General features: G+C 71.5%; 17 protein-coding genes. 8 read left to right on the forward strand and 9 right to left on the reverse strand.

The genetic code is table 11. From position 1 onward, the window contains the following. Position 1 precedes the first annotated feature (1 nt). From ACMCNO_RS11925 to tkt, 8 genes are all read right to left on the reverse strand, one after another. A complete protein-coding gene (locus tag ACMCNO_RS11925; protein ID WP_412749470.1) occupies positions 2 to 1774 on the reverse strand; it encodes an MFS transporter in 1773 nt (590 codons plus the stop codon). Positions 1775 to 1785: 11 nt separating this feature from the next. Further along, the gene (locus ACMCNO_RS11930) at positions 1786 to 2217 is read right to left on the reverse strand and encodes a MarR family winged helix-turn-helix transcriptional regulator (protein WP_412749471.1); all 432 of its coding nucleotides are present in this window, start codon (positions 2215 to 2217) and stop codon (positions 1786 to 1788) included. Between the two features lie 62 nt (positions 2218 to 2279). Beyond that, entirely contained in the window at positions 2280 to 2993 is a 714-nt protein-coding gene (locus ACMCNO_RS11935; RefSeq protein WP_412749472.1) for a hypothetical protein, read from the reverse strand. Continuing rightward, positions 2933 to 3703 carry a 6-phosphogluconolactonase gene (gene pgl, locus ACMCNO_RS11940; RefSeq protein WP_412749473.1) on the reverse strand — a complete coding sequence of 257 codons (771 nt, stop codon included), beginning with the start codon at positions 3701 to 3703 and terminating at the stop codon, positions 2933 to 2935. Before pgl ends, ACMCNO_RS11935 begins: the two co-directional genes overlap by 61 nt. 136 nt (positions 3704 to 3839) lie before the next feature. Further along, complete coding sequence (locus ACMCNO_RS11945; RefSeq protein WP_412749474.1) at positions 3840 to 4856, reverse strand: glucose-6-phosphate dehydrogenase assembly protein OpcA; 1017 nt, start codon at positions 4854 to 4856, stop codon at positions 3840 to 3842. Beyond that, positions 4853 to 6370 (reverse strand): glucose-6-phosphate dehydrogenase, encoded by a 1518-nt coding sequence (gene zwf / locus ACMCNO_RS11950; RefSeq protein WP_412749475.1) that lies wholly within the window; start codon positions 6368 to 6370, stop codon positions 4853 to 4855. The genes ACMCNO_RS11945 and zwf overlap by 4 nt, the downstream gene beginning before the upstream one ends. A gap of 93 nt (positions 6371 to 6463) precedes the next feature. After that, positions 6464 to 7609 carry a transaldolase gene (tal, locus tag ACMCNO_RS11955; protein ID WP_412749476.1) on the reverse strand — a complete coding sequence of 382 codons (1146 nt, stop codon included), beginning with the start codon at positions 7607 to 7609 and terminating at the stop codon, positions 6464 to 6466. Positions 7610 to 7703: 94 nt separating this feature from the next. Beyond that, entirely contained in the window at positions 7704 to 9758 is a 2055-nt protein-coding gene (gene tkt / locus ACMCNO_RS11960) for a transketolase (RefSeq protein WP_412753680.1), read from the reverse strand. A 343-nt stretch (positions 9759 to 10101) separates the two neighbouring features. On the opposite strand from tkt, the gene ACMCNO_RS11965 reads away from it, so the two are divergent. The 3 genes from ACMCNO_RS11965 to ACMCNO_RS11975 all read left to right on the forward strand — a co-directional run bounded on the left by ACMCNO_RS11965 (position 10102) and on the right by ACMCNO_RS11975 (position 12497). Further along, on the forward strand, positions 10102 to 11061 hold the full coding sequence (locus tag ACMCNO_RS11965; protein ID WP_412749477.1) for a heme o synthase: 960 nt from the start codon (positions 10102 to 10104) through the stop codon (positions 11059 to 11061). 202 nt (positions 11062 to 11263) lie between these two features. Next, positions 11264 to 11557 (forward strand): hypothetical protein, encoded by a 294-nt coding sequence (locus ACMCNO_RS11970; protein ID WP_412749478.1) that lies wholly within the window; start codon positions 11264 to 11266, stop codon positions 11555 to 11557. 22 nt (positions 11558 to 11579) lie between these two features. Continuing rightward, a complete protein-coding gene (locus tag ACMCNO_RS11975) occupies positions 11580 to 12497 on the forward strand; it encodes an ATP-grasp domain-containing protein (protein ID WP_412749479.1) in 918 nt (305 codons plus the stop codon). A gap of 100 nt (positions 12498 to 12597) precedes the next feature. Here ACMCNO_RS11975 and ACMCNO_RS11980 read toward each other — a convergent pair whose 3' ends face one another. Then, positions 12598 to 13542: a COX15/CtaA family protein gene (locus ACMCNO_RS11980; protein WP_412749480.1), complete on the reverse strand. Its 945-nt coding sequence runs from the start codon at positions 13540 to 13542 to the stop codon at positions 12598 to 12600. Between the two features lie 116 nt (positions 13543 to 13658). Here ACMCNO_RS11980 and ACMCNO_RS11985 point away from each other — a divergent pair, with 116 nt between their 5' ends. Genes ACMCNO_RS11985 through sufC form a run of 5 tightly spaced genes read left to right on the forward strand, consistent with a single transcriptional unit; the run spans position 13659 to position 18069 of the window. Continuing rightward, positions 13659 to 14378 carry a helix-turn-helix transcriptional regulator gene (locus ACMCNO_RS11985; protein ID WP_412749481.1) on the forward strand — a complete coding sequence of 240 codons (720 nt, stop codon included), beginning with the start codon at positions 13659 to 13661 and terminating at the stop codon, positions 14376 to 14378. Further along, entirely contained in the window at positions 14379 to 15800 is a 1422-nt protein-coding gene (gene sufB, locus ACMCNO_RS11990; protein WP_412749482.1) for a Fe-S cluster assembly protein SufB, read from the forward strand. It begins immediately after the preceding gene. Between the two features lie 51 nt (positions 15801 to 15851). Continuing rightward, positions 15852 to 16985 carry a Fe-S cluster assembly protein SufD gene (gene sufD / locus ACMCNO_RS11995; RefSeq protein ID WP_412749483.1) on the forward strand — a complete coding sequence of 378 codons (1134 nt, stop codon included), beginning with the start codon at positions 15852 to 15854 and terminating at the stop codon, positions 16983 to 16985. Next, positions 16982 to 17314 (forward strand): non-heme iron oxygenase ferredoxin subunit, encoded by a 333-nt coding sequence (locus tag ACMCNO_RS12000; protein ID WP_412742121.1) that lies wholly within the window; start codon positions 16982 to 16984, stop codon positions 17312 to 17314. The genes sufD and ACMCNO_RS12000 overlap by 4 nt, the downstream gene beginning before the upstream one ends. After that, positions 17311 to 18069: a Fe-S cluster assembly ATPase SufC gene (gene sufC / locus ACMCNO_RS12005; RefSeq protein WP_412749484.1), complete on the forward strand. Its 759-nt coding sequence runs from the start codon at positions 17311 to 17313 to the stop codon at positions 18067 to 18069. Before ACMCNO_RS12000 ends, sufC begins: the two co-directional genes overlap by 4 nt. The last annotated feature ends 14 nt before the right edge of the window (positions 18070 to 18083 follow it).

Below are 18083 nucleotides of genomic sequence, written 5' to 3' on the forward strand. Positions count from 1 at the left end.
CTCAGCCGGAATCGCCCGTGCGGCCAGCCGGTGCCCCCACCCCGGCGCCCGCGGTGGCGTCCCCGGTTCCGGCGTCGTGCGAACCGCCAGGTCCGGCCATGCGCGGCGCCGGCGTACGGACGGGCGGCCGGTTGCGCGCCAGCGAGGCGAGGGCACCGATGACCGCCATCGCGGCGGCCAGCCAGAACACGATCACGAGGCCGTGGTGGAACGGCGTCGCGATGAGCCGGGGGAAGAACGCGAGGCCGGTGAGCGCGGCCGCGTTCGCTGGCGGCAGGGCGCCGAGGACCTGCGGGCCCAGCAGCTCCGCGATCGGGTTGTAGCCCAGGAACGCCGCGAACAGCGTGCCCACCGGTGGCAGCTGGGCGACCTGAGCGGCGGTCGCCGCGGGCACCCCCTGCGCGCTCAGGCCGGAGGCCAACGTGCCCGGCAGGGAGTCCGCCAGGCCCGCCACCATGAGCGAGAAGAAGACCCCGATCGAGAGCACCTGGCCCGCGTTCATGAACGTGGCCCGCATCCCGGACGCCGCGCCCCGCATGGCCGCGGGCACGCTGGACATGACCAGCGCGGTGTTCGGCGCGGAGAACAGCCCGCCGCCGAGCCCGTTCACGAAGATCAGGGTGGCGAAGACCGGGTAGGAGAAGTCGCCGGGCAGCAACAGCAGGCCCAGGAACGACGCCGCCATCACCAGCAGGCCACCAGCGGCGAACGGGCGCGCACCGAAGCGGTCCGACAGGTACCCGGACAGCGGGCCGGCCAGCAGGAAACCGATCGTCATGGGCAGCAGGTAGATGCCGGCCCACAGCGGCGTCGACTCGTACGAGTAGCCGTGCAGCGGCAGCCAGATCCCCTGCAACCAGATGATGAGCATGAACTGCAGGCCGCCGCGGGCCACCGCGGCCAGCAGGCTGGCGGCATTGCCGCTGGTGAAGGCGGCGTTGCGGAACAGCGCGAGGGGGAACATCGGCTCCGCCACCCGCTTCTCGATGACCACGAACGCGGCCAGCACCACGGTGCCGCCCGCGAGACCGGCCACGGCCCACGGGTTGCTCCAGCCCATGGTGTGCCCGCCGTACGGCTGGATGCCGTACGTGATGGCGGCCAGCACCGCGGTCAACCCGACCGCGAACGTCGCGTTGCCCCACCAGTCGATGCGCGCGTGCCGCCGTTCCCCGGTGTCGTGCAGCGACCGGTACGCCCACACCGTGCCCAGCACGCCGAGCGGGATGTTGACCCAGAACACCGAACGCCAGTCCCATTCGGCGAGCACACCGCCCGCGACCAGACCGATGAACGACCCGGCGAGCGCGGAGACGATGTTGACCCCCAGCGCCATGCCCCGCTGCCGCACGTCGAACGCGTCGGTGATGATGGCCGCCGAGTTGGCCATGAGCATCGCACCGCCGACGGCCTGCACGACCCGCCACCCGATCAGCCACAGCGCGCCGTACCCACCGGTGAACGGGTCCAGCGCCAGCACGATCGAGGTCACCGTGAACAGCGCGAAGCCGGCGTTGTAGATCTTGACCCGGCCGTACATGTCGCCGAGGCGGCCCAGCGTGACGACCAGGACGGCGGTCGCCAGCATGTAGCCCATGAGCATCCACAGCAGGTAGGAGACGTTGCCCGGTTGCAGCGGGTCGAGCGCGACGCCCTTGAAGATCGCCGGCAGGGAGATCAGCACGATGGACGCGTTGATCGTGGCCAGCAGGGTGCCGAGCGTCGTGTTCGACAACGCCACCCACTTGTAGTGCGGGTGATCCGCGGAATACACGCGTGCACCTCTCATCGTTCGGCGATGATCTCGGCCAGCCGTTCCATCGCGGGCAGCGCGGCCAGCAGTGCCGCCCGGTCGGGGGCGGCCAGGTCGTCGAGCACCTGCGCGAGCGCGGCGGCGTAACGGGCGCGGCGGTCCGCCACGAGCGCGCGGCCCGCCTCGGTGATCGTCACGACCACCACGCGGCGGTCGCCCGGGTCGGGGCCGCGGGTGGCGAGGCCGTCGCGTTCGAGCCGGGTGACGAGCTGTGTCATCGCCGGCTGGGTCACCCCCTCGGCGACGTGCAGGGCGCAGAGCCGGTGCGGGCCGCGACGCTGCAGGCGGCGCAGGGTCGAGGCGGCGGTGAGGCTCAGGCCGTCACGCGGGGTGAGGCGGTGCAGCGCCTCGTACAGCCGCTCGAACGCGGACGCGACGACGGCGCCCTCCGTGACCTGGGACATGCCTGATTTATATCACCGGCTTATACAAGCTGGTTATGTGATCCCCGCCGCGCCGGGAGCTGTCAGGTGCCGGGTGGAGGCCGCAGCGCGAGGGCCCGGCTCACCCGGTCGGCCAGGTCGCGCTCGGTCGACGCGGTGTCGACCTCGATGACCGGCAGGTGCAGGCGGCGGGTGTCCGCGCGCAGACGGTCGGTGAACATCCGGTCGCGTTCCATCAGGTTGCGCAGGGCTCGTGGGGGATCGCTCGTGCGGTCCGCGATCTGCCACGTCGAGCCGCGGCTGTCGAAGGCGGCCCGGCGGAAACCGGGCGTGGGCAGCAGCCACACCGCCTGCCCCGGCGCGGCCCACGGCCGTACCAGCTCCGGCAGCAGCCGGAAACCCTCGACGAGCACCCCCGGGCCCGGCGGCATCCGCATCAGGTCGTCGATGATCAGGTCGAAGCCCTCGCCCCGGAACCAGTGGAACGTCGCCAGCATCGTTTCCGGGCTGCGCCGGACCCACCGCTCGTCCATGTCCATCGAGAGGAAGTCCGCCAGAGCGGGACTGCCGGCCGCCGGGCTGCGCCGGGCGTGCTCGGCCATCACGTCGTCCGTGACGTAGAGCCGCAGGCCGTGCTCGTCCGCGAGGCGCCGGGCGACCGTGGACTTGCCCGCCCCGCTGCCCCCGCCGATCCAGTACACGTGGGCCAGCGGCGCGGGTGGCACGGCCCGGCCGCTCAGCGCAGGCTGCGCAGCTTCGACGGGACGTTCGCGGCGGCGGCCCGGTCCAGCAGCCACAACGTACGGTCGGTGCCGGTGGCCCCGGCCGCGGGCAGCTGCTTGGGTCCGGCCCCGTTGATCGCCATGCCTACCGCGGCGGCCTTGTCCGGGCCGGCGGCGACCAGCCACACCTCCTCGGCGCTCTGGATCGTCGGCAGGGTCAGCGTGACCCGGGTCGGCGGCGGCTTCGGGCTGTTGTGCACCGGAGCCGTCGTGCCGGTCGCGTGGTACACCGGGTGCTCCGGGAAGATCGACGCCACGTGGCCGTCCTCGCCGACACCCAGCATGAGCACGTCGAAATGCGGAAGCTCGGAGCTGCCCGGCTTGGCCGCGGCGGCCAGCTCACGGGCGTACCGGGCGGCGGCGGCCGCGGCGTCGTCCCCGTCCGGGCCGTCGGCGGCGGGCATCGGATGCACGCGGGCCGGATCCAGCGGCAGGGCGTCCAGCAGGGCCTCGCGGGCCTGGGTCTCGTTGCGGTCCGGGTCACCGGCGGGCAGGAACCGCTCGTCGCCCCACCACAGGTCGACGTGTGACCAGTCGATCGCGTCCGCGGCGGGCAGGTCGCGCACGGCACGCAGCACCTTCGCGGCGACCCGTCCGCCGGTCAGCACGATGCCGGCCCACCCGCGTTCGGCCTGCGCGTCGATGATCTTCACGACCAGGCGCGCGGCCACGGCCGACGCCAGGATGTCGGCGTCGGGGACGACCACCACAACCGTCTCGCTCATGTTCTCCCTTGTCGTCACGGGGCCGCGGCGAGGAGCCGGACGCCCCCGGTGGTTCGGCACGGACCACTGGCGGCGAGCGCCCGGGTGCCGCATTCGGCGGGCACCCGGACCAGCCGGGCCGGCCCGCGTGGACGGGTCAGACGGGCGAGCCGCCGGGCCCGGCCATGGCGCCCTCCGGTGCGCCCGCGCGCGCGGCGAGCGCCGGATCCTTCCACACGTGCACCCGCATCGCGGGGCGCTGATCCAGGTCGGCGACGCCGGCCATCGCGCCCAGCGCCTCGGCGTAGATCTGATCGGCGTCGAGCCGCCGCAGCTCCTCCGCCAGCTCGTCACCGACGGGCCGCTTCGGCAGCGGCATGTACCGGTCCTCCTGACCGGTACGGCTGAACAGCGCCGTGCCCTCCTCCCGGGTCACGGTCACGCAGTCGCCGTTGGCGCACTGCAACTGCACCGAATGCATGCGCGGTGCCCGGTCGGTGTGCTCCCACTCCGGGTCGATGTGCAGCCGCGACTTGAGCCAGCCGGACATCAGCGCGGCCGTCGGGTCGGTGCGCGGCGCGACGATCTTCGCGCCGACGACCTCCTCCTCGGTGGTGTCGAACGCGCCCGCGACCAGCGTGCGCCACAGGGTGATCCGGGTCCAGGTGAGGTCGGTGTCGCCCGGGGCGTAGTCGCGGGCCCGCTGCACCAGCGCGGCCACCGGGTCGGGAGCCTGCTTGGAGTCGGTGATCCGCCGGTCGGCCACCACGCCGAGGAAGTCGTTCGCGATCATCTCGGGTGGTTCGCCGTGCCACCAGGTCACCACGGGCACGTCCGGGGCCAGCAGCGGCATGACCACCGACTCGGCGTGCAGGGCGAGGCGGCCGTACATGCGCATGACGACCGCCTCAGCAGGCCCGAGGCGGCCGCCCACGACGATCTCCGCGTCCAGGCGGCTGCGGCCGTCCAGGTCCGAGCGGACCACGATGAGCAGCCGGCACGGGTGGGCCGCGGCGGCGATGGTGGCGGCGGCCTCGGCCTCGCGGACCATCTTCTCCTCGACCACGGCCACCAGGGTCAGCGCGAGGCCGCTGGCCACGCCGCCCGCGGAGCGGCGTTCGGCCGCGAGGGCCTTGACCACCTCGTTGCCGGTGGTGTCCCACAACCCGATCATGCTCGCCTCCAGGCGCGGCCCTCGCGGGCCAGCATCTCGTCGGACGCCCGGGGGCCCCACTCACCGGAACGGTACGGCTCCGGGGTGGTCCCGGCCCACGCCGCCTCCAGCGGATCGATGACCCGCCAGCTCTGCTCCACCTCGGCCGCGTCCGGGAACAGGGTCCGGTCCCCGACCAGCACGTCGAGCACGAGCCGCTCGTACGCCTCGGGGCTGGACTCGGTGAACGCCTCGCCGTACTGGAAGTCCATCGCGATGTCGCGGACCTCCATCGTGGTGCCCGGCACCTTGGAGCCGAACTTCAGCACCACACCCTCGTCGGGCTGGACCCGGATGACGAGCTGGTTGTGGCCGAGCATTTCCACGTCGGCCGGGTTGAACGGCAGGTGCGGTGCGCGCTTGAACAGGATCGCGATCTCGGTCACCCGGCGCGGCATCCGCTTGCCGACCCGGACGAAGAACGGCACCCCGGCCCAGCGGCGGTTCTGGATGCCCAGCCGCACGGCCACGTAGGTCTCCGTGGTGGAGTCGGCGGGCACCCCCTTCTCCTCCAGGTATCCGACCGCGCGCTCACCGGCCACCCAGCCGGGCAGGTACTGCCCGCGCACCGAGCCCTGCGCGATGTCCGCGGGCAGGCTGACCGCCTTGAGCACCTTGAGCTTCTCGGCGCGGATCTCGTTGGGGTCGAAGCTGGTCGGTTCCTCCATGCCCACCAGGGCCAGCAACTGCAGCAGGTGGTTCTGCAGCACGTCGCGGGCGGCCCCGGCGGAGTCGTAGAACGCGGCGCGGGTGCCGATGCCGACGTCCTCGGCCATGGTGATCTGGACACTGTCGACGTATTTCGAATTCCACACCGGCTCGAACAGGCTGTTCGCGAAGCGCAGGGCCAGGATGTTCTGGACCGTCTCCTTGCCCAGGTAATGGTCGATGCGGAAGACGTCCTGCGGGGTGAAGACCTCGTCGACGAGCTGGTTGAGCTCCATCGCGGTCTTCAGGTCGTTGCCGAACGGCTTCTCCACCACGACCCGGCGCCAGCCACCCGACTTGGCGTTGTCCGCCATCCCGGTGCGGTTGAGCTGGTTGAGCACCATCGGGAACGCGGCCGGGGGGATGGAGAAGTAGAACGCGGCGTTGCCCGCGATGCCGTTGCGCTCACGCAGCTCGTCCAGCGTGCCCGCCAGCTGGTCGAACGCGGCGTCGTCGTCGAACGAGCCGGGCACGAACTGGAACTGGCTGGCCAGTCGCTGCCAGACATCGTCGCGCCACGGGGTGCGGGCGCCGTTCTTGGCCGCCTGGTAGGCCAGGGACTCGAAGTCCCCGTCACCCCAGTCGCGGCGGGCGAAGCCCAGGACCACGAAGCCGGGCGGCAGCAGGCCGCGGTTGGCGAGGTCGTAGACCGCCGGAATGAGTTTCTTGCGGGACAGGTCGCCGGTGACCCCGAAGATCACCAGAGCACAGGGCTCCGGGATCCGGGGCAGGCGACGGTCCTGTGGTGCGCGCAGCGGATTACCCACGTGTCCCATCCTGCCAGCTTGTGGTGCCCCCGTACGGTGGCGGGTCGGGGTGTGACCGCCCGGCCGGGGGAACCGGCCGGGCGGACGGGAACCTCAGGCGCCCTTCGCGGCGTCGCTGGGGTGTGCGGCGCCCTGGGCGGCCGCGCGCAGCGACTTGCCGACGCTGTCGAGCAGCTCGACCCAGCTCGCCTCGAACTTCTCGACGCCCTCCTCCTCCAGCACCCGCACCACGTCGTCGTAGTCGACGCCGAGCGCGGCCAGGTCGGCGAGGACCTTGCGGGCCGACTCGTACGCTCCGGTGACGGTGTCGCCGCGGATCGTGCCGTGATCTTCGAACGCGAAGATCACCGACTCGGGCATGGTGTTGACCGTGCCGGGGGCGATGAGCTCCTCGACGTAGATCGTGTCCGGGAAGTCCGGGTTCTTCGTCGAGGTGGACGCCCACAGCGGACGCTGCGGGTGGGCGCCCGCGTCGGCCAGCTTCTGCCAGCGGTCGGTCGCGAACACCTCGGTGTACGCCTCGTACGCCAGCTGCGCGTTGGCGATCGCGGCCTTGCCCCGCATCGCCTTGGCCTCGTCCGTGCCGATCTTGTCGAGGCGCTTGTCGATCTCCGTGTCCACCCGGGACACGAAGAACGACGCCACCGAGCCGATCTTCGTGAGGTCGTGGCCGTTCGCCTTGGCCTGCTCCAGACCGGACAGGAACGCGTCCATGACCGCCTTGTACCGCTCCAGCGAGAAGATCAGCGTGACGTTGACGCTGATCCCCGCGGCCAGGGTCGCGGTGATCGCCGGCAGGCCCGCCTCGGTCGCCGGGATCTTGATGAACAGGTTCGGCCGGTCCACCAGCCACCACAGGGTCCGCGCCTCGGCGGCCGTCTTCGCGGTCTCGTACGCCAGCCGCGGGTCCACCTCGATGGACACGCGGCCGTCGACCCCGCCCGACGCGTCGTACGCGGGCCGCATCACGTCGCACGCCCAGCGCACGTCGTAGCCGGTGAGCAGGCGCACCGCCTCCTCCACCGTGACGCCCTGGGTGCCCAGGTCGCGCAGCTGCTCGTCGTACGCGTCCGCGTCCGCGAGGGCCTTGGCGAAGATGGTGGGGTTGGTGGTCACGCCGACCACGTGCTGCTCACGGCGCATCTTGTCCAGCGAGCCGGTCGTCAGCCGTACCCGTGATAGATCGTCGAGCCAGACCGCCACACCTGTGGCGGAGAGCTCGGCCAGCCTGTCGGTCATCGCGCTACTCCTCGTTTCTTCGTCGTGCACTGCGGCGAACCGTCTAGGCAGCTCAGTATCCGAGCTGGTAGTACGTCCGAACCGCTTGTGAAGATCAGTTGCCGGTGGTCGTACCGGTGATCTCGCCGACCTTCGCGAGGGCGGCGTGGGCCTTGGCCACCACGTTGTCCGCGGTGAACCCGAACTGTTCGAACAGCACCCCGGCCGGAGCGCTGGCGCCGTAGTGCTCGATGCTGACCGCCTCGCCGCAGTCACCCAGGATGCGGTGCCAGCTCAGGGCGATCCCGGCCTCCACGGACACCCGGGCCTTGACCCCGTGCGGCAGCACCTGCTGCTGGTACGCGGTGTCCTGCGCGAAGAACCACTCCTGGCAGGGCATCGACACGACCCGGGTCGGGGTGCCGTCGGCCTCCAGCCGCTCCTGGGCGGTGAGGCAGTACTGCAGCTCGGAGCCGGTGCCGATGAGGATCACCTGCGGCTGCCCGCCGGTGGCCTCGGAGATGATGTAGCCCCCCTTGAGGACGCCCTCCGCGGAGGCGTACTTGCCGCGGTCGATCGTCGGCAGGGCCTGGCGGCTCAGCGCGAGCGCGGTCGGGCGGTCGGTGTGCTCCAGCGCGCCGCGCCACGCCCAGGCGGTCTCGTTGGCGTCGGCGGGGCGGACCACGTCGAGGCCGGGGATGGCCCGCAGCGCGGTCAGGTGCTCGACCGGCTGGTGGGTGGGGCCGTCCTCGCCCAGGCCGATCGAGTCGTGCGTCCACACGTACGTCACCGGCAGCTTCATCAGCGCGGCGAGCCGGACCGACGGGCGCATGTAGTCGCTGAACACGAGGAACGTGCCGCCGTACGGGCGGGTGCCGCCGTGCAGCGCGATGCCGTTGAGGATGGCACCCATCGCGTGCTCACGGATGCCGAAGTGCAGCGTACGGCCGTACTCGTGGCCGGGGAACGCCTTGGTGGCGTGCTCGGCCGGGATGAACGACGGCTCGCCCTTCATCGTGGTGTTGTTGCTCTCGGCCAGGTCGGCTGAGCCGCCCCACAGCTCCGGCAGCACCGGGGCGAGGGCGTCGAGCACCTTGCCGGAGGCGGCCCGGGTGGCCACGCCCTTGGCGTCGGCGGGGAAGTCCGGCAGCGCGTCCGCCCAGCCGTCGGGCAGGGTGCGCGCGTCCAGCCGGTCGAACAGGACCCGGGCCTCCGGGTTCGCCGCGGACCAGGCGTCGAAGTCGGCCTGCCACTGCGTGTGCGCGGCCCGGCCACGGTCCACGACCTCGCGGGCGTGCGCGATGACCTGCTCGTCGACCGCGAAGCTGGCCTGCGGGTCGAAGCCGAGGATCTCCTTGGTGGCGGCCACTTCCTCGGCGCCCAGCGCCGAGCCGTGGATCTTGCCGGTGTTCTGCTTGTTCGGCGCGGGCCAGCCGATGATCGTGCGAAGCGCGATGAACGACGGGCGGTCGGTCTCGGCCTTGGTGGCCTGCAGCGCCGCGTACAGCGCCGCGACGTCCTCGTGGTACTCGCCGTCGGCCGGGTCCTCGGTGCGCCAGTCCACGGTCTGCACGTGCCAGCCGTACGCCGCATAGCGGGCGGCGACGTCCTCGCTCTTCGCGATGCGGGTGTCGTCCTCGATCGAGATCTCGTTGTCGTCCCAGATCAGCGTGAGGTTGCCCAGCTGCTGCGTGCCGGCCAGCGCGCTGGCCTCGTGGCTGATGCCCTCCTCGATGTCACCGTCCGAGGCGATCGCCCAGATGTGGTGGTCGAACGGGGACCGTCCGGGTTCTGCGGTGGGGTCGAACAGGCCGCGCTCGCGGCGGGCCGCCATCGCCATGCCGACCGCGTTGCCGATGCCCTGCCCCAGCGGGCCGGTGGTGGTCTCGACGCCGGGGGTGTGCCCGTGCTCGGGGTGACCCGGGGTGAGCGAACCCCACTGCCGCAGCGAGGCCAGATCGTCGAGTGACAGCCCGTAGCCGGACAGGTAGAGCTGGAGGTAGAGGGTGAGGCTGGAGTGCCCGCACGACAGCACGAAGCGGTCGCGCCCCGGCCAGGTCGGATCAGTGGGGTCGTGCCGCATGACGCGGTTGAACAACAGGTATGCCGCGGGGGCGAGACTCATGGCGGTGCCGGGGTGACCGTTGCCGGCCTTCTCGACGGCGTCCATCGCGAGCACGCGGACGGTGTCCACGGCCCGCCTGTCGAGGTCGGACCAGTTCAAAGCATCTGTGCCAGCCACGTCGGTTCTGCTCCTCGGGCGAATCGGGGGGACCCTACGCGTTCGACCCTATCCATTACCCGTGAAGACCCGCCCGGCGAACCTGGCAGGCCCATACGCTGAGAGCGGACAGGTGAGCGGCCCGGTTCGGCGGTCGCCGTGTGTGACGCCGTGCACGCCGGACGGGTCCTCCGGTCGGCCGTCGGGGCTGCGCGTAGTCTGTCCCCGCGTGCCGTCGGCCCCGCCGGCTAGGGGCGCGCAAGTCCGCGCCGATGCCGGAAGGTGGCTGTCCGTGAGCATGATCACCGAGCGTCCCCAGGGACTGCCGTCCAGCGTGCGCGAGGCGGCACCGTTCCCGGCGGACCGTTCGGCGGCGCGCCGCGACGTCCGGGCGATGCTGCGGGCCTATGTCGCGCTGACCAAGCCGCGCATCGTCGAACTGCTGCTGGTCACCACGGTCCCGGCGATGATGCTGGCCGCGGACGGCTGGCCAAGCCTCGGCCTGGTCGCGGTGGTGCTGGTCGGTGGCTCGCTGGCCGCGGGCGCGGCGAGCGCGCTGAACTGCTACCTCGACCGGGACATCGACCAGTTGATGCGGCGCACGAAGCGGCGCCCGCTGCCCGCGCACACGGTGACCCCGCGCGCGGCGCTCGTGTTCGGGCTGGTGCTGGCGGCGGTGTCGCTGGTGCTGATGGCCGCGTTCACGAACTGGCTGGCGACCGCGCTGACCGCGGCCGCGATCGCGTACTACGACCTGGTCTACACGCTGTGGCTCAAGCGCCGCACCCCGCAGAACACGTTCTGGGGCGGGGTGTGCGGGGCGGCGCCGGTGCTGATCGGGTGGGCCGCGGTGACGGGTTCGCTGGCCCCCGGCGCCTGGGCGCTTTTTGCCGTTGTCTTCTTTTGGCAGATGCCGCATTTCTACGCGCTGGCGATCACGTACAAGGACGACTATGCCCGGGCCGGAATTCCGATGCTCCCGGTGGTTCGTTCCGCGCGGCGGGTCAATGGCGAGATCCTGCTCTGGACCGTGCTGACGGTCGCCGCCTCGCTGGCCGCCTGGCCGCTGGGCCTGGGCATCGTCTACGGCGTCACCGCGATCATCACCGGTGTGCTGTTCCTCGGCGAGGCGCTCATGCTGGCGCGCCGCGGGCGCCGCGGGGAGCCGCTCAAGCCGATGCGGCTGTTCCACTGGTCCGTGACGTACCTGACGATCCTGTTCATCGCGGTCGCGATCGACGCCCTGCGCTGAGCCGCCTCGGTGCCTTCCGGGCGACGGGTGACGCGGTCGGGTGACGGCCGGGCGCTCGTTCGGAGGAACCAGCGCGAGCGTGCAATTCGGGCGTAATTGGTGCATACCAATGCGGTGATCACCGATCGTCGCAGGTAATTGGCATCACAAAAAGAGGCAACGGGCGCGTGCTTGGGTGCGCGGTCTGCTTAGGCTGCCCCTCATGGCAGAAGGTTCCGATACGACACTGACCGCCGGCATCCGGTCGTTCGCTGTGGGCCACGGTGGCGCCAAGGCGGTCATCGAGTACGTCGGTAAGCGCGGCGCCCGCATCGTCCTGGTCGGCGAGGACGGCGCCTGGACCGACCAGTTCGCCGACGGTACCGACATCGCCCGCAAGGCATGCGAGGGCGCAGGAGTCGAAGTCCAGAACGAGTGGGAACGCGAGCTGATGGAGCAGATGCGCCCCAGCGGCGACCTGTGGCGCTCGATGTCGCGCCGGAGCATGGCCCGCTGAGCCCGAGGACCGCAGCGCACCGATGACCTCAGTTCCATCCGGTTCCGCGACCCGGGAGCGATCCCGGGTCGCACTCGTCACCTCGGACTACTTCCCGGACCTGTACGCCGACGACCACCCGCTGCGCGACGCCCTGCGCGCGCGTGGCGTGGTGGTCGACGCGGTCTGCTGGGACGACCCCGGCGCCGACTGGACCGCCTACGACCTGGCCGTACTGCGCTCGACCTGGGACTATCCGCCCCGGCACGACGCCTTCCTCGCCTGGGCCCGGTCCGTGCCCGGGCTGGCCAACCCCGCCGACATCGTCGAGTGGAACACGGACAAGCACTACCTGCGCGAGCTCGCCGCAAGCGGTGTACCGGTCACCCCGACCCGGTTCGTGGAGCCCGGCGAACAGTGGACCGCCCCCGCCGCGGGGGAGTGGGTGGTCAAGCCCGCCGTCAGCATCGGCAGCCGGGACTCCGGGCGCTACCGGCTGCCCGGGCAGCGCGAGCTCGCCGAGGCGCACGTCGCCCGGCTCGGCGCGGCCGGGCGTACCGCGATGATCCAGCCCTACCTCGCCGCGGTCGACACCGTCGGCGAGACCGCCGTGCTCTGCCTTCCCGACAAGACCGGCGCCATGCGGTACAGCCATGCCATTCGCAAGGACGCGCTGCTGCACGGCCCGGACGTCGGCCTCGATCCCCGCCAGTACCGCCAGGAGATCACCTCGCGCGAGGCGGGCGATGCCGAACTGGCCGTCGCCGAGCGCGCCCTGGCGGCCGTCCCCGGCGGCGCGGACCGGCTGCTGTACGCCCGGGTGGACACGATCCCCGGCCCGGACGGCCGGCCGCTGCTGGTCGAGCTGGAGCTGGTCGAGCCGACCCTGTTCCTGCTGTACGACGAGGGCGCCGCCGACCGGCTCGCCGACGCCGTCCTGGACCGCCTGCCGCGTTCCTGACTCGCCGGTCCGGCCGAGCTACCGCGCGGGCGCGACCGCGCCCGGTCGGTCCAGCCACGCACGAGCGCGCGGGTGGCGCGCGGCATGTCCGCGGATGAACTCAGTGCGCCACCGGCACCGGGCTGGCGGGCTCGGCGGCGGCCGCGGGTGCGGCCGGCGCCTGGATGGCCGGGGCCACCGGGCGCTCACGCAGACTCCACAACACGGCCAGGGTGCCCACCCAGACCAGGCAGGCGCCGAGCATGTGCGCCGCCACGAGCAGCACCGGCAGGTGCGTGAAGTACTGCACGAAGCCGATCAGGCCCTGTGCCAGCTCGATCACGACGAGCGCCGCCGCGGCCCGGACGGCGGCGCGTGGGACGCCCACGGTGCGCAAGGCGAACCACAGCGCCACGGACAGCCCGAGCAGCAGGAATACCAGGTCGGCGTGGGCCTGCGAGATCATCTCCGGGTCGAGCCCGTTGCGCCGGGCGTGCTCGTCGCCCGCGTGCGGGCCGCTGCCGGTCACCACCACGCCGACCACGATGACCGCCGCGCTGACCACCGCGGTCAGCCGGGCCAGCGTGCGCAACGGCGCGGCCACCAGCGGCCGGGCCGGCCCGTCGCCCTCGCCGGTGCGGCGCCACAGCGCGTACGCGAAGGCGATCAGCGCCATGGAGAGCAGGAAGTGCAGCCCGACGACCCACGGGTTGAGGTCGGTGAGCACCGTGATGCCGCCGATCACGCCCTGGGCCGGGATGCCCAGGCCCACGGCGAGCGAGAGCAGCACCAGCGAGCGGCGCCGGGGACGCTGCCACAGCGCGGCCAGGAAGCAGGCCAGGGCGATCAGGCCCAGGGCGATGCTGAGCAGCCGGTTGCCGAACTCGATCGCGCCGTGCACACCCATGGCGGCGGTCGTCGTGTACGAGGCGTCGGTGCACCGGGGCCACGTGGGGCAGCCCAGGCCGGAGCCGGTCAGGCGGACCGCGGCTCCGGTGACGACCAGCGCGATGTTGGCGACCAGGCTCGCCAGGGCGAGGGGGCGCAGGGGGGCGCGGAAGCTCACCTCCCGGATCGTACGCGTAGATTTGATCTTGTTTGCGCGCGCTGGCCGGTGGCGGTGTCGTGGATCACCGGAACCCGGGTTTGCGGCTGGTCGGGGAAATACGTAACGTTGCCGTTGTGAAAAACGCGGTGCTGTCCCGAGGGGGTGCGGTGGCGAACGCCAGCGCCCCGGACGGACGTACCCGTGACCGGGTCGCCCAGCTGCTGCTGGAGCGCGGCGCGGCCACCGCCGCCGAGCTCGGCGCGGACCTGGGCCTGAGCCCCGCCGCGATCCGCAAACACCTCGACGCCATGCTGGCCGAACACCTCGTCGAGGTGCGCGAGCGCCCGCCGCGCGGCCCGCGCGGCCGGGGCCGCCCCGCGAAGGCGTTCGTGCTGACCGCCGAGGCGCGCGAGGGCTTCCCGCACTTCTACGACGGCATCGCCACGGCCGCGCTGCGCTGGATCGCCGAGCACGGCGGCCCGGAAGCGGTCAGCGCGTTCGCCGCCGCCCAGCTCGCGGCGCTGGAGGAGCGGTGCCGGTCGGCCATGCGGTCGGCCGGCGACGACCCGATCGCGCGGGCGGAGGCACTCGCCGAGGCGCTGACCGCCGAGGGTTACGCTGCCAACGCGACCGCGATCGCCTCCGGCGGGCAGCTGTGCCAGCACCACTGCCCGGTGGCGCACGTGGCCGCCGAGTTTCCCCAGCTGTGCGACGCCGAGACCGCGGTCATCTCGCGGCTCATCGGCACCCACGTGCAGCGTCTCGCCACCATCGCGCACGGCGACGGGGTGTGCACCACGCACATCCCGGGACCGGCGCGGGAGAAAACCGCCATCACGGTTAGGACCGGATAGATGACCGACCAGATCGTCACTCAGGAAGAGCACCTCGCCGCCCTGGGCAAGTACGAGTACGGCTGGGCCGACGCCGACGTTGCGGGCTCCGCCGCGCAGCGTGGCCTGTCCGAGGCTGTGGTGCGCGACATCTCCGCGAAGAAGAACGAGCCGGAATGGATGCTCGAGCGCCGGCTCAAGGGCCTGCGGCTGTTCGACCGCAAGCCCATGCCGAACTGGGGCGCCGACCTCACCGGCATCGACTTCCAGAACATCAAGTACTTCGTGCGCTCCACCGAGAAGCAGGCCCAGTCGTGGGAGGACCTGCCCGAGGACATCAAGAACACGTACGACAAGCTGGGCATCCCCGAGGCGGAGAAGCAGCGTCTCGTGGCCGGCGTCGCCGCGCAGTACGAGTCCGAGGTCGTCTACCACAAGATCCGTGAGGACCTTGAGGAGCAGGGCGTCATCTTCCTCGACACCGACACCGGCCTGCGCGAGCACGAGGACATCTTCAAGGAGTACTTCGGCACGGTGATCCCGGTCGGCGACAACAAGTTCGCGTCGCTGAACACCTCGGTCTGGTCCGGCGGCTCGTTCATCTACGTGCCCAAGGGCGTCAACGTGGAGATCCCGCTACAGGCGTACTTCCGGATCAACACGGAGAACATGGGCCAGTTCGAGCGGACCCTGATCATCGTGGACGAGGGCGCGTACGTGCACTACGTCGAGGGCTGCACCGCGCCGATCTACTCCTCCGACTCGCTGCACTCCGCGGTCGTCGAGATCATCGTGAAGAAGAACGCCCGCTGCCGGTACACGACCATCCAGAACTGGTCGAACAACGTCTACAACCTGGTCACCAAGCGCGCCACCTGCGAAGAGGGCGCGACCATGGAGTGGATCGACGGCAACATCGGCTCCAAGGTGACCATGAAGTACCCGGCGGTCTACATGACCGGCCCGCACGCCAAGGGCGAGGTGCTCTCGGTCGCCATGGCCGGCGAGGGCCAGCACCAGGACGCGGGCGCCAAGATGGTGCACGCGGCACCGCACACGTCGTCGACGATCGTCAGCAAGTCGATCGCCCGCGGCGGCGGCCGCACCAGCTACCGGGGTCTGGTGCAGGTGCTGGAGGGTTCGGCGCACTCCAAGAGCACGGTCAAGTGCGACGCGCTGCTGGTCGACACGATCAGCCGCAGCGACACGTACCCGTACGTCGACATCCGCGAGGACGACGTGTCCATGGGCCACGAGGCGACCGTCTCCAAGATCAGCGAGGACCAGCTCTTCTACCTGATGAGCCGGGGCCTGACCGAGGACGAGGCCATGGCGATGATCGTGCGCGGCTTCATCGAGCCGATCGCCAAGGAACTGCCCATGGAGTACGCCCTCGAGCTGAACCGCCTGATCGAGCTGCAGATGGAGGGAGCGGTCGGCTGACCGCCGCCCCCCGCCTGAGTTGAAGCGTCGGACCAACTGAGCAAGGACGAGATGACTACCGAGGCCCTGGCACCCCCGCGCACCAAATCGCAGGTGCTGCGCTCCTTCGACGTCGCCGACTTCCCGGCCTTGACCGGCCTGGAGGAGGAATGGCGCTTCACCCCGCTCAAGCGGCTGGGGTCCCTGGTCACGGCGAGCACGCTGACCGGGGCCGCCCCGGTGCTGGAGTACGGCGACCTGCCCGCCGGGGTGGCCGTCAAGTCGGTCTCCGCGGCCGACGTGGAGCCGGTGCTGACCCCGTTCGACCGGGTCAGCGCGCTGGCGTACGGCTCGGCGGCCGACGTCAACCTGATCGAGGTGGCCGCGGAGACGGTCGCGGAGGCGCCCGTACTGATCCGGGTCGTCGGTCAGGGCGCGGACGCCGCGGCGGCCCGTACGGTGATCAAGGTTGGCGGATTCGCCCAGGTCACGCTCGTGCTGGAGCAGGTCGGCAGCGCCCTGCTGGCCGACAACGTCGAGGTGGTCGTCGGTGACGGCGCCCAGCTGCACCTGGTCACGCTCGCCGAGTGGGCGGCGGACGCGGTGCAGGCCCAGCACATCCGGTTCCGGGTCGGCCGCGACGCCCGGGTCAACCACGTCCAGGTCGCCCTCGGCGGCTCGCTGGTCCGCCAGTTCACCAGCGTCGAGTACGCCGGGCGCGGCGGCGAGGCCGAGCTGTGGGGCCTGTACTTCGCCGACGCCGGGCAGCACTTCGAGCACCGCCAGCTGGTCGACCACGGGGTGCCGGACTGCCGCAGTTACGTCGGCTACCGGGGCGCGCTGCAGGGCGCCTCGGCGCACACCGTGTGGGTCGGCGACGTGCTCATCCGCGCGGCCGCGACCGGCACGGATACCTACGAGATCAACCGGAACCTGCTGCTCACCGACGGCGCCCGGGCCGACTCCGTGCCCAACCTGGAGATCGAGACCGGTGAGGTCGCCGGGGCGGGGCACGCCAGCGCGACCGGCCGCTTCGACGACGAGCAGCTGTTCTACCTGATGGCCCGGGGAATCCCGGAGGGCGAGGCCCGCAAGCTGGTCGTCCGTGGCTTCTTCGCCGAGCTGATCAACAAGGTGCCGGTCGAGGAGCTGCGCGAGCGGCTCGGCGACACCATCGAGGCCCGCCTCGCCGAGGTGGAGCCGTGACGTTTCAGCTGGTCGGGTCCGCCGACGACGTCGCGAAGGGCACCGCGATCAGCGTCGAGGTCGACGGCGTGGAGATCGCCGTCGTGCACACCGACGACGATTCGTTCTACGCGGTGCGCGACGAGTGCAGCCACGCCACGGTCGCCCTCTCCGAGGGCGAGGTCGACGGGTGCACCCTCGAATGCTGGCTGCACGGCTCCCGCTTCGACCTGCGTACCGGTGCGCCCACCGGACTGCCCGCCACCGAGCCGGTGGCGACCTTTCCCGTCGAGATCCGCGACGGCGAAATCTACGTCTCTTCGACACCGAGCAATGGAGTAATGCCGTGAGCACCCTCGAGATCCGCGACCTGCAGGTGTCGGTCAAGCTGCCCGAGGGCGAGCTCAAGCCGATCCTGGCCGGCGTCGACCTGACCGTGAAGTCGGGCGAGACCCACGCCATCATGGGTCCCAACGGCTCCGGCAAGTCCACGCTGGCGTACTCCATCGCGGGGCACCCCAAGTACCAGATCACCGGCGGCTCGGTGACCCTCGACGGCGCCGACGTGCTGGCCATGAGCGTCGACGAGCGGGCCCGCGCGGGCATGTTCCTGGCCATGCAGTACCCCGTCGAGGTGCCGGGCGTGTCGGTGGCGAACTTCCTGCGGACCGCGAAGACCGCGATCGACGGCGAGGCCCCGAAGCTGCGCACGTGGGCCGGCGAGCTGCGCGCCGCCATGGAGAAGCTGCAGATGGACCCGGCGTTCGCGCAGCGCAACGTCAACGAGGGCTTCTCCGGCGGCGAGAAGAAGCGCCACGAGATCATGCAGCTCGAGTTGCTCAAGCCGAAGATCGCCATCCTGGACGAGACCGACTCGGGCCTCGACATCGACGCGCTGCGCGTGGTCAGCGAGGGCGTCAACCGGGTCCGCGCCACCGGCGAGGCCGGCGTCCTGCTGATCACCCACTACACCCGCATCCTGCGCTACGTGAAGCCCGACTTCGTGCACGTCTTCGTCGCCGGCAGGATCGTCCAGGAGGGCGGTCCGGAACTGGCCGAGCAGCTCGAAGCCGAGGGTTACGAGCGTTACCTGACCCGCGCCTGAGACCCCCGAAGGAC

It is taken from the genome of Krasilnikovia sp. M28-CT-15, from assembly GCF_047159595.1.
Classification (GTDB): Bacteria; Actinomycetota; Actinomycetes; order Mycobacteriales; family Micromonosporaceae; genus Actinoplanes.

Bases quoted from the DNA above. Each gene is read 5' to 3' on its own strand.
- ACMCNO_RS11975 (WP_412749479.1), top strand. From the start codon at position 11,580: ATGACCTCAGTTCCATCCGGTTCCGCGACCCGGGAGCGATCCCGGGTC.
- sufB (WP_412749482.1), top strand. From the start codon at position 14,379: ATGACCGACCAGATCGTCACTCAGGAAGAGCACCTCGCCGCCCTGGGC.
- sufD (WP_412749483.1), top strand. From the start codon at position 15,852: ATGACTACCGAGGCCCTGGCACCCCCGCGCACCAAATCGCAGGTGCTG.
- ACMCNO_RS11945 (WP_412749474.1), bottom strand. From the start codon at position 4,856: ATGATCGGGTTGTGGGACACCACCGGCAACGAGGTGGTCAAGGCCCTC.
- tkt (WP_412753680.1), bottom strand. From the start codon at position 9,758: ATGGACGCCGTCGAGAAGGCCGGCAACGGTCACCCCGGCACCGCCATG.
- tal (WP_412749476.1), bottom strand. From the start codon at position 7,609: ATGACCGACAGGCTGGCCGAGCTCTCCGCCACAGGTGTGGCGGTCTGG.
- pgl (WP_412749473.1), bottom strand. From the start codon at position 3,703: ATGAGCGAGACGGTTGTGGTGGTCGTCCCCGACGCCGACATCCTGGCG.
- ACMCNO_RS11930 (WP_412749471.1), bottom strand. From the start codon at position 2,217: ATGTCCCAGGTCACGGAGGGCGCCGTCGTCGCGTCCGCGTTCGAGCGG.
- ACMCNO_RS11970 (WP_412749478.1), top strand. From the start codon at position 11,264: ATGGCAGAAGGTTCCGATACGACACTGACCGCCGGCATCCGGTCGTTC.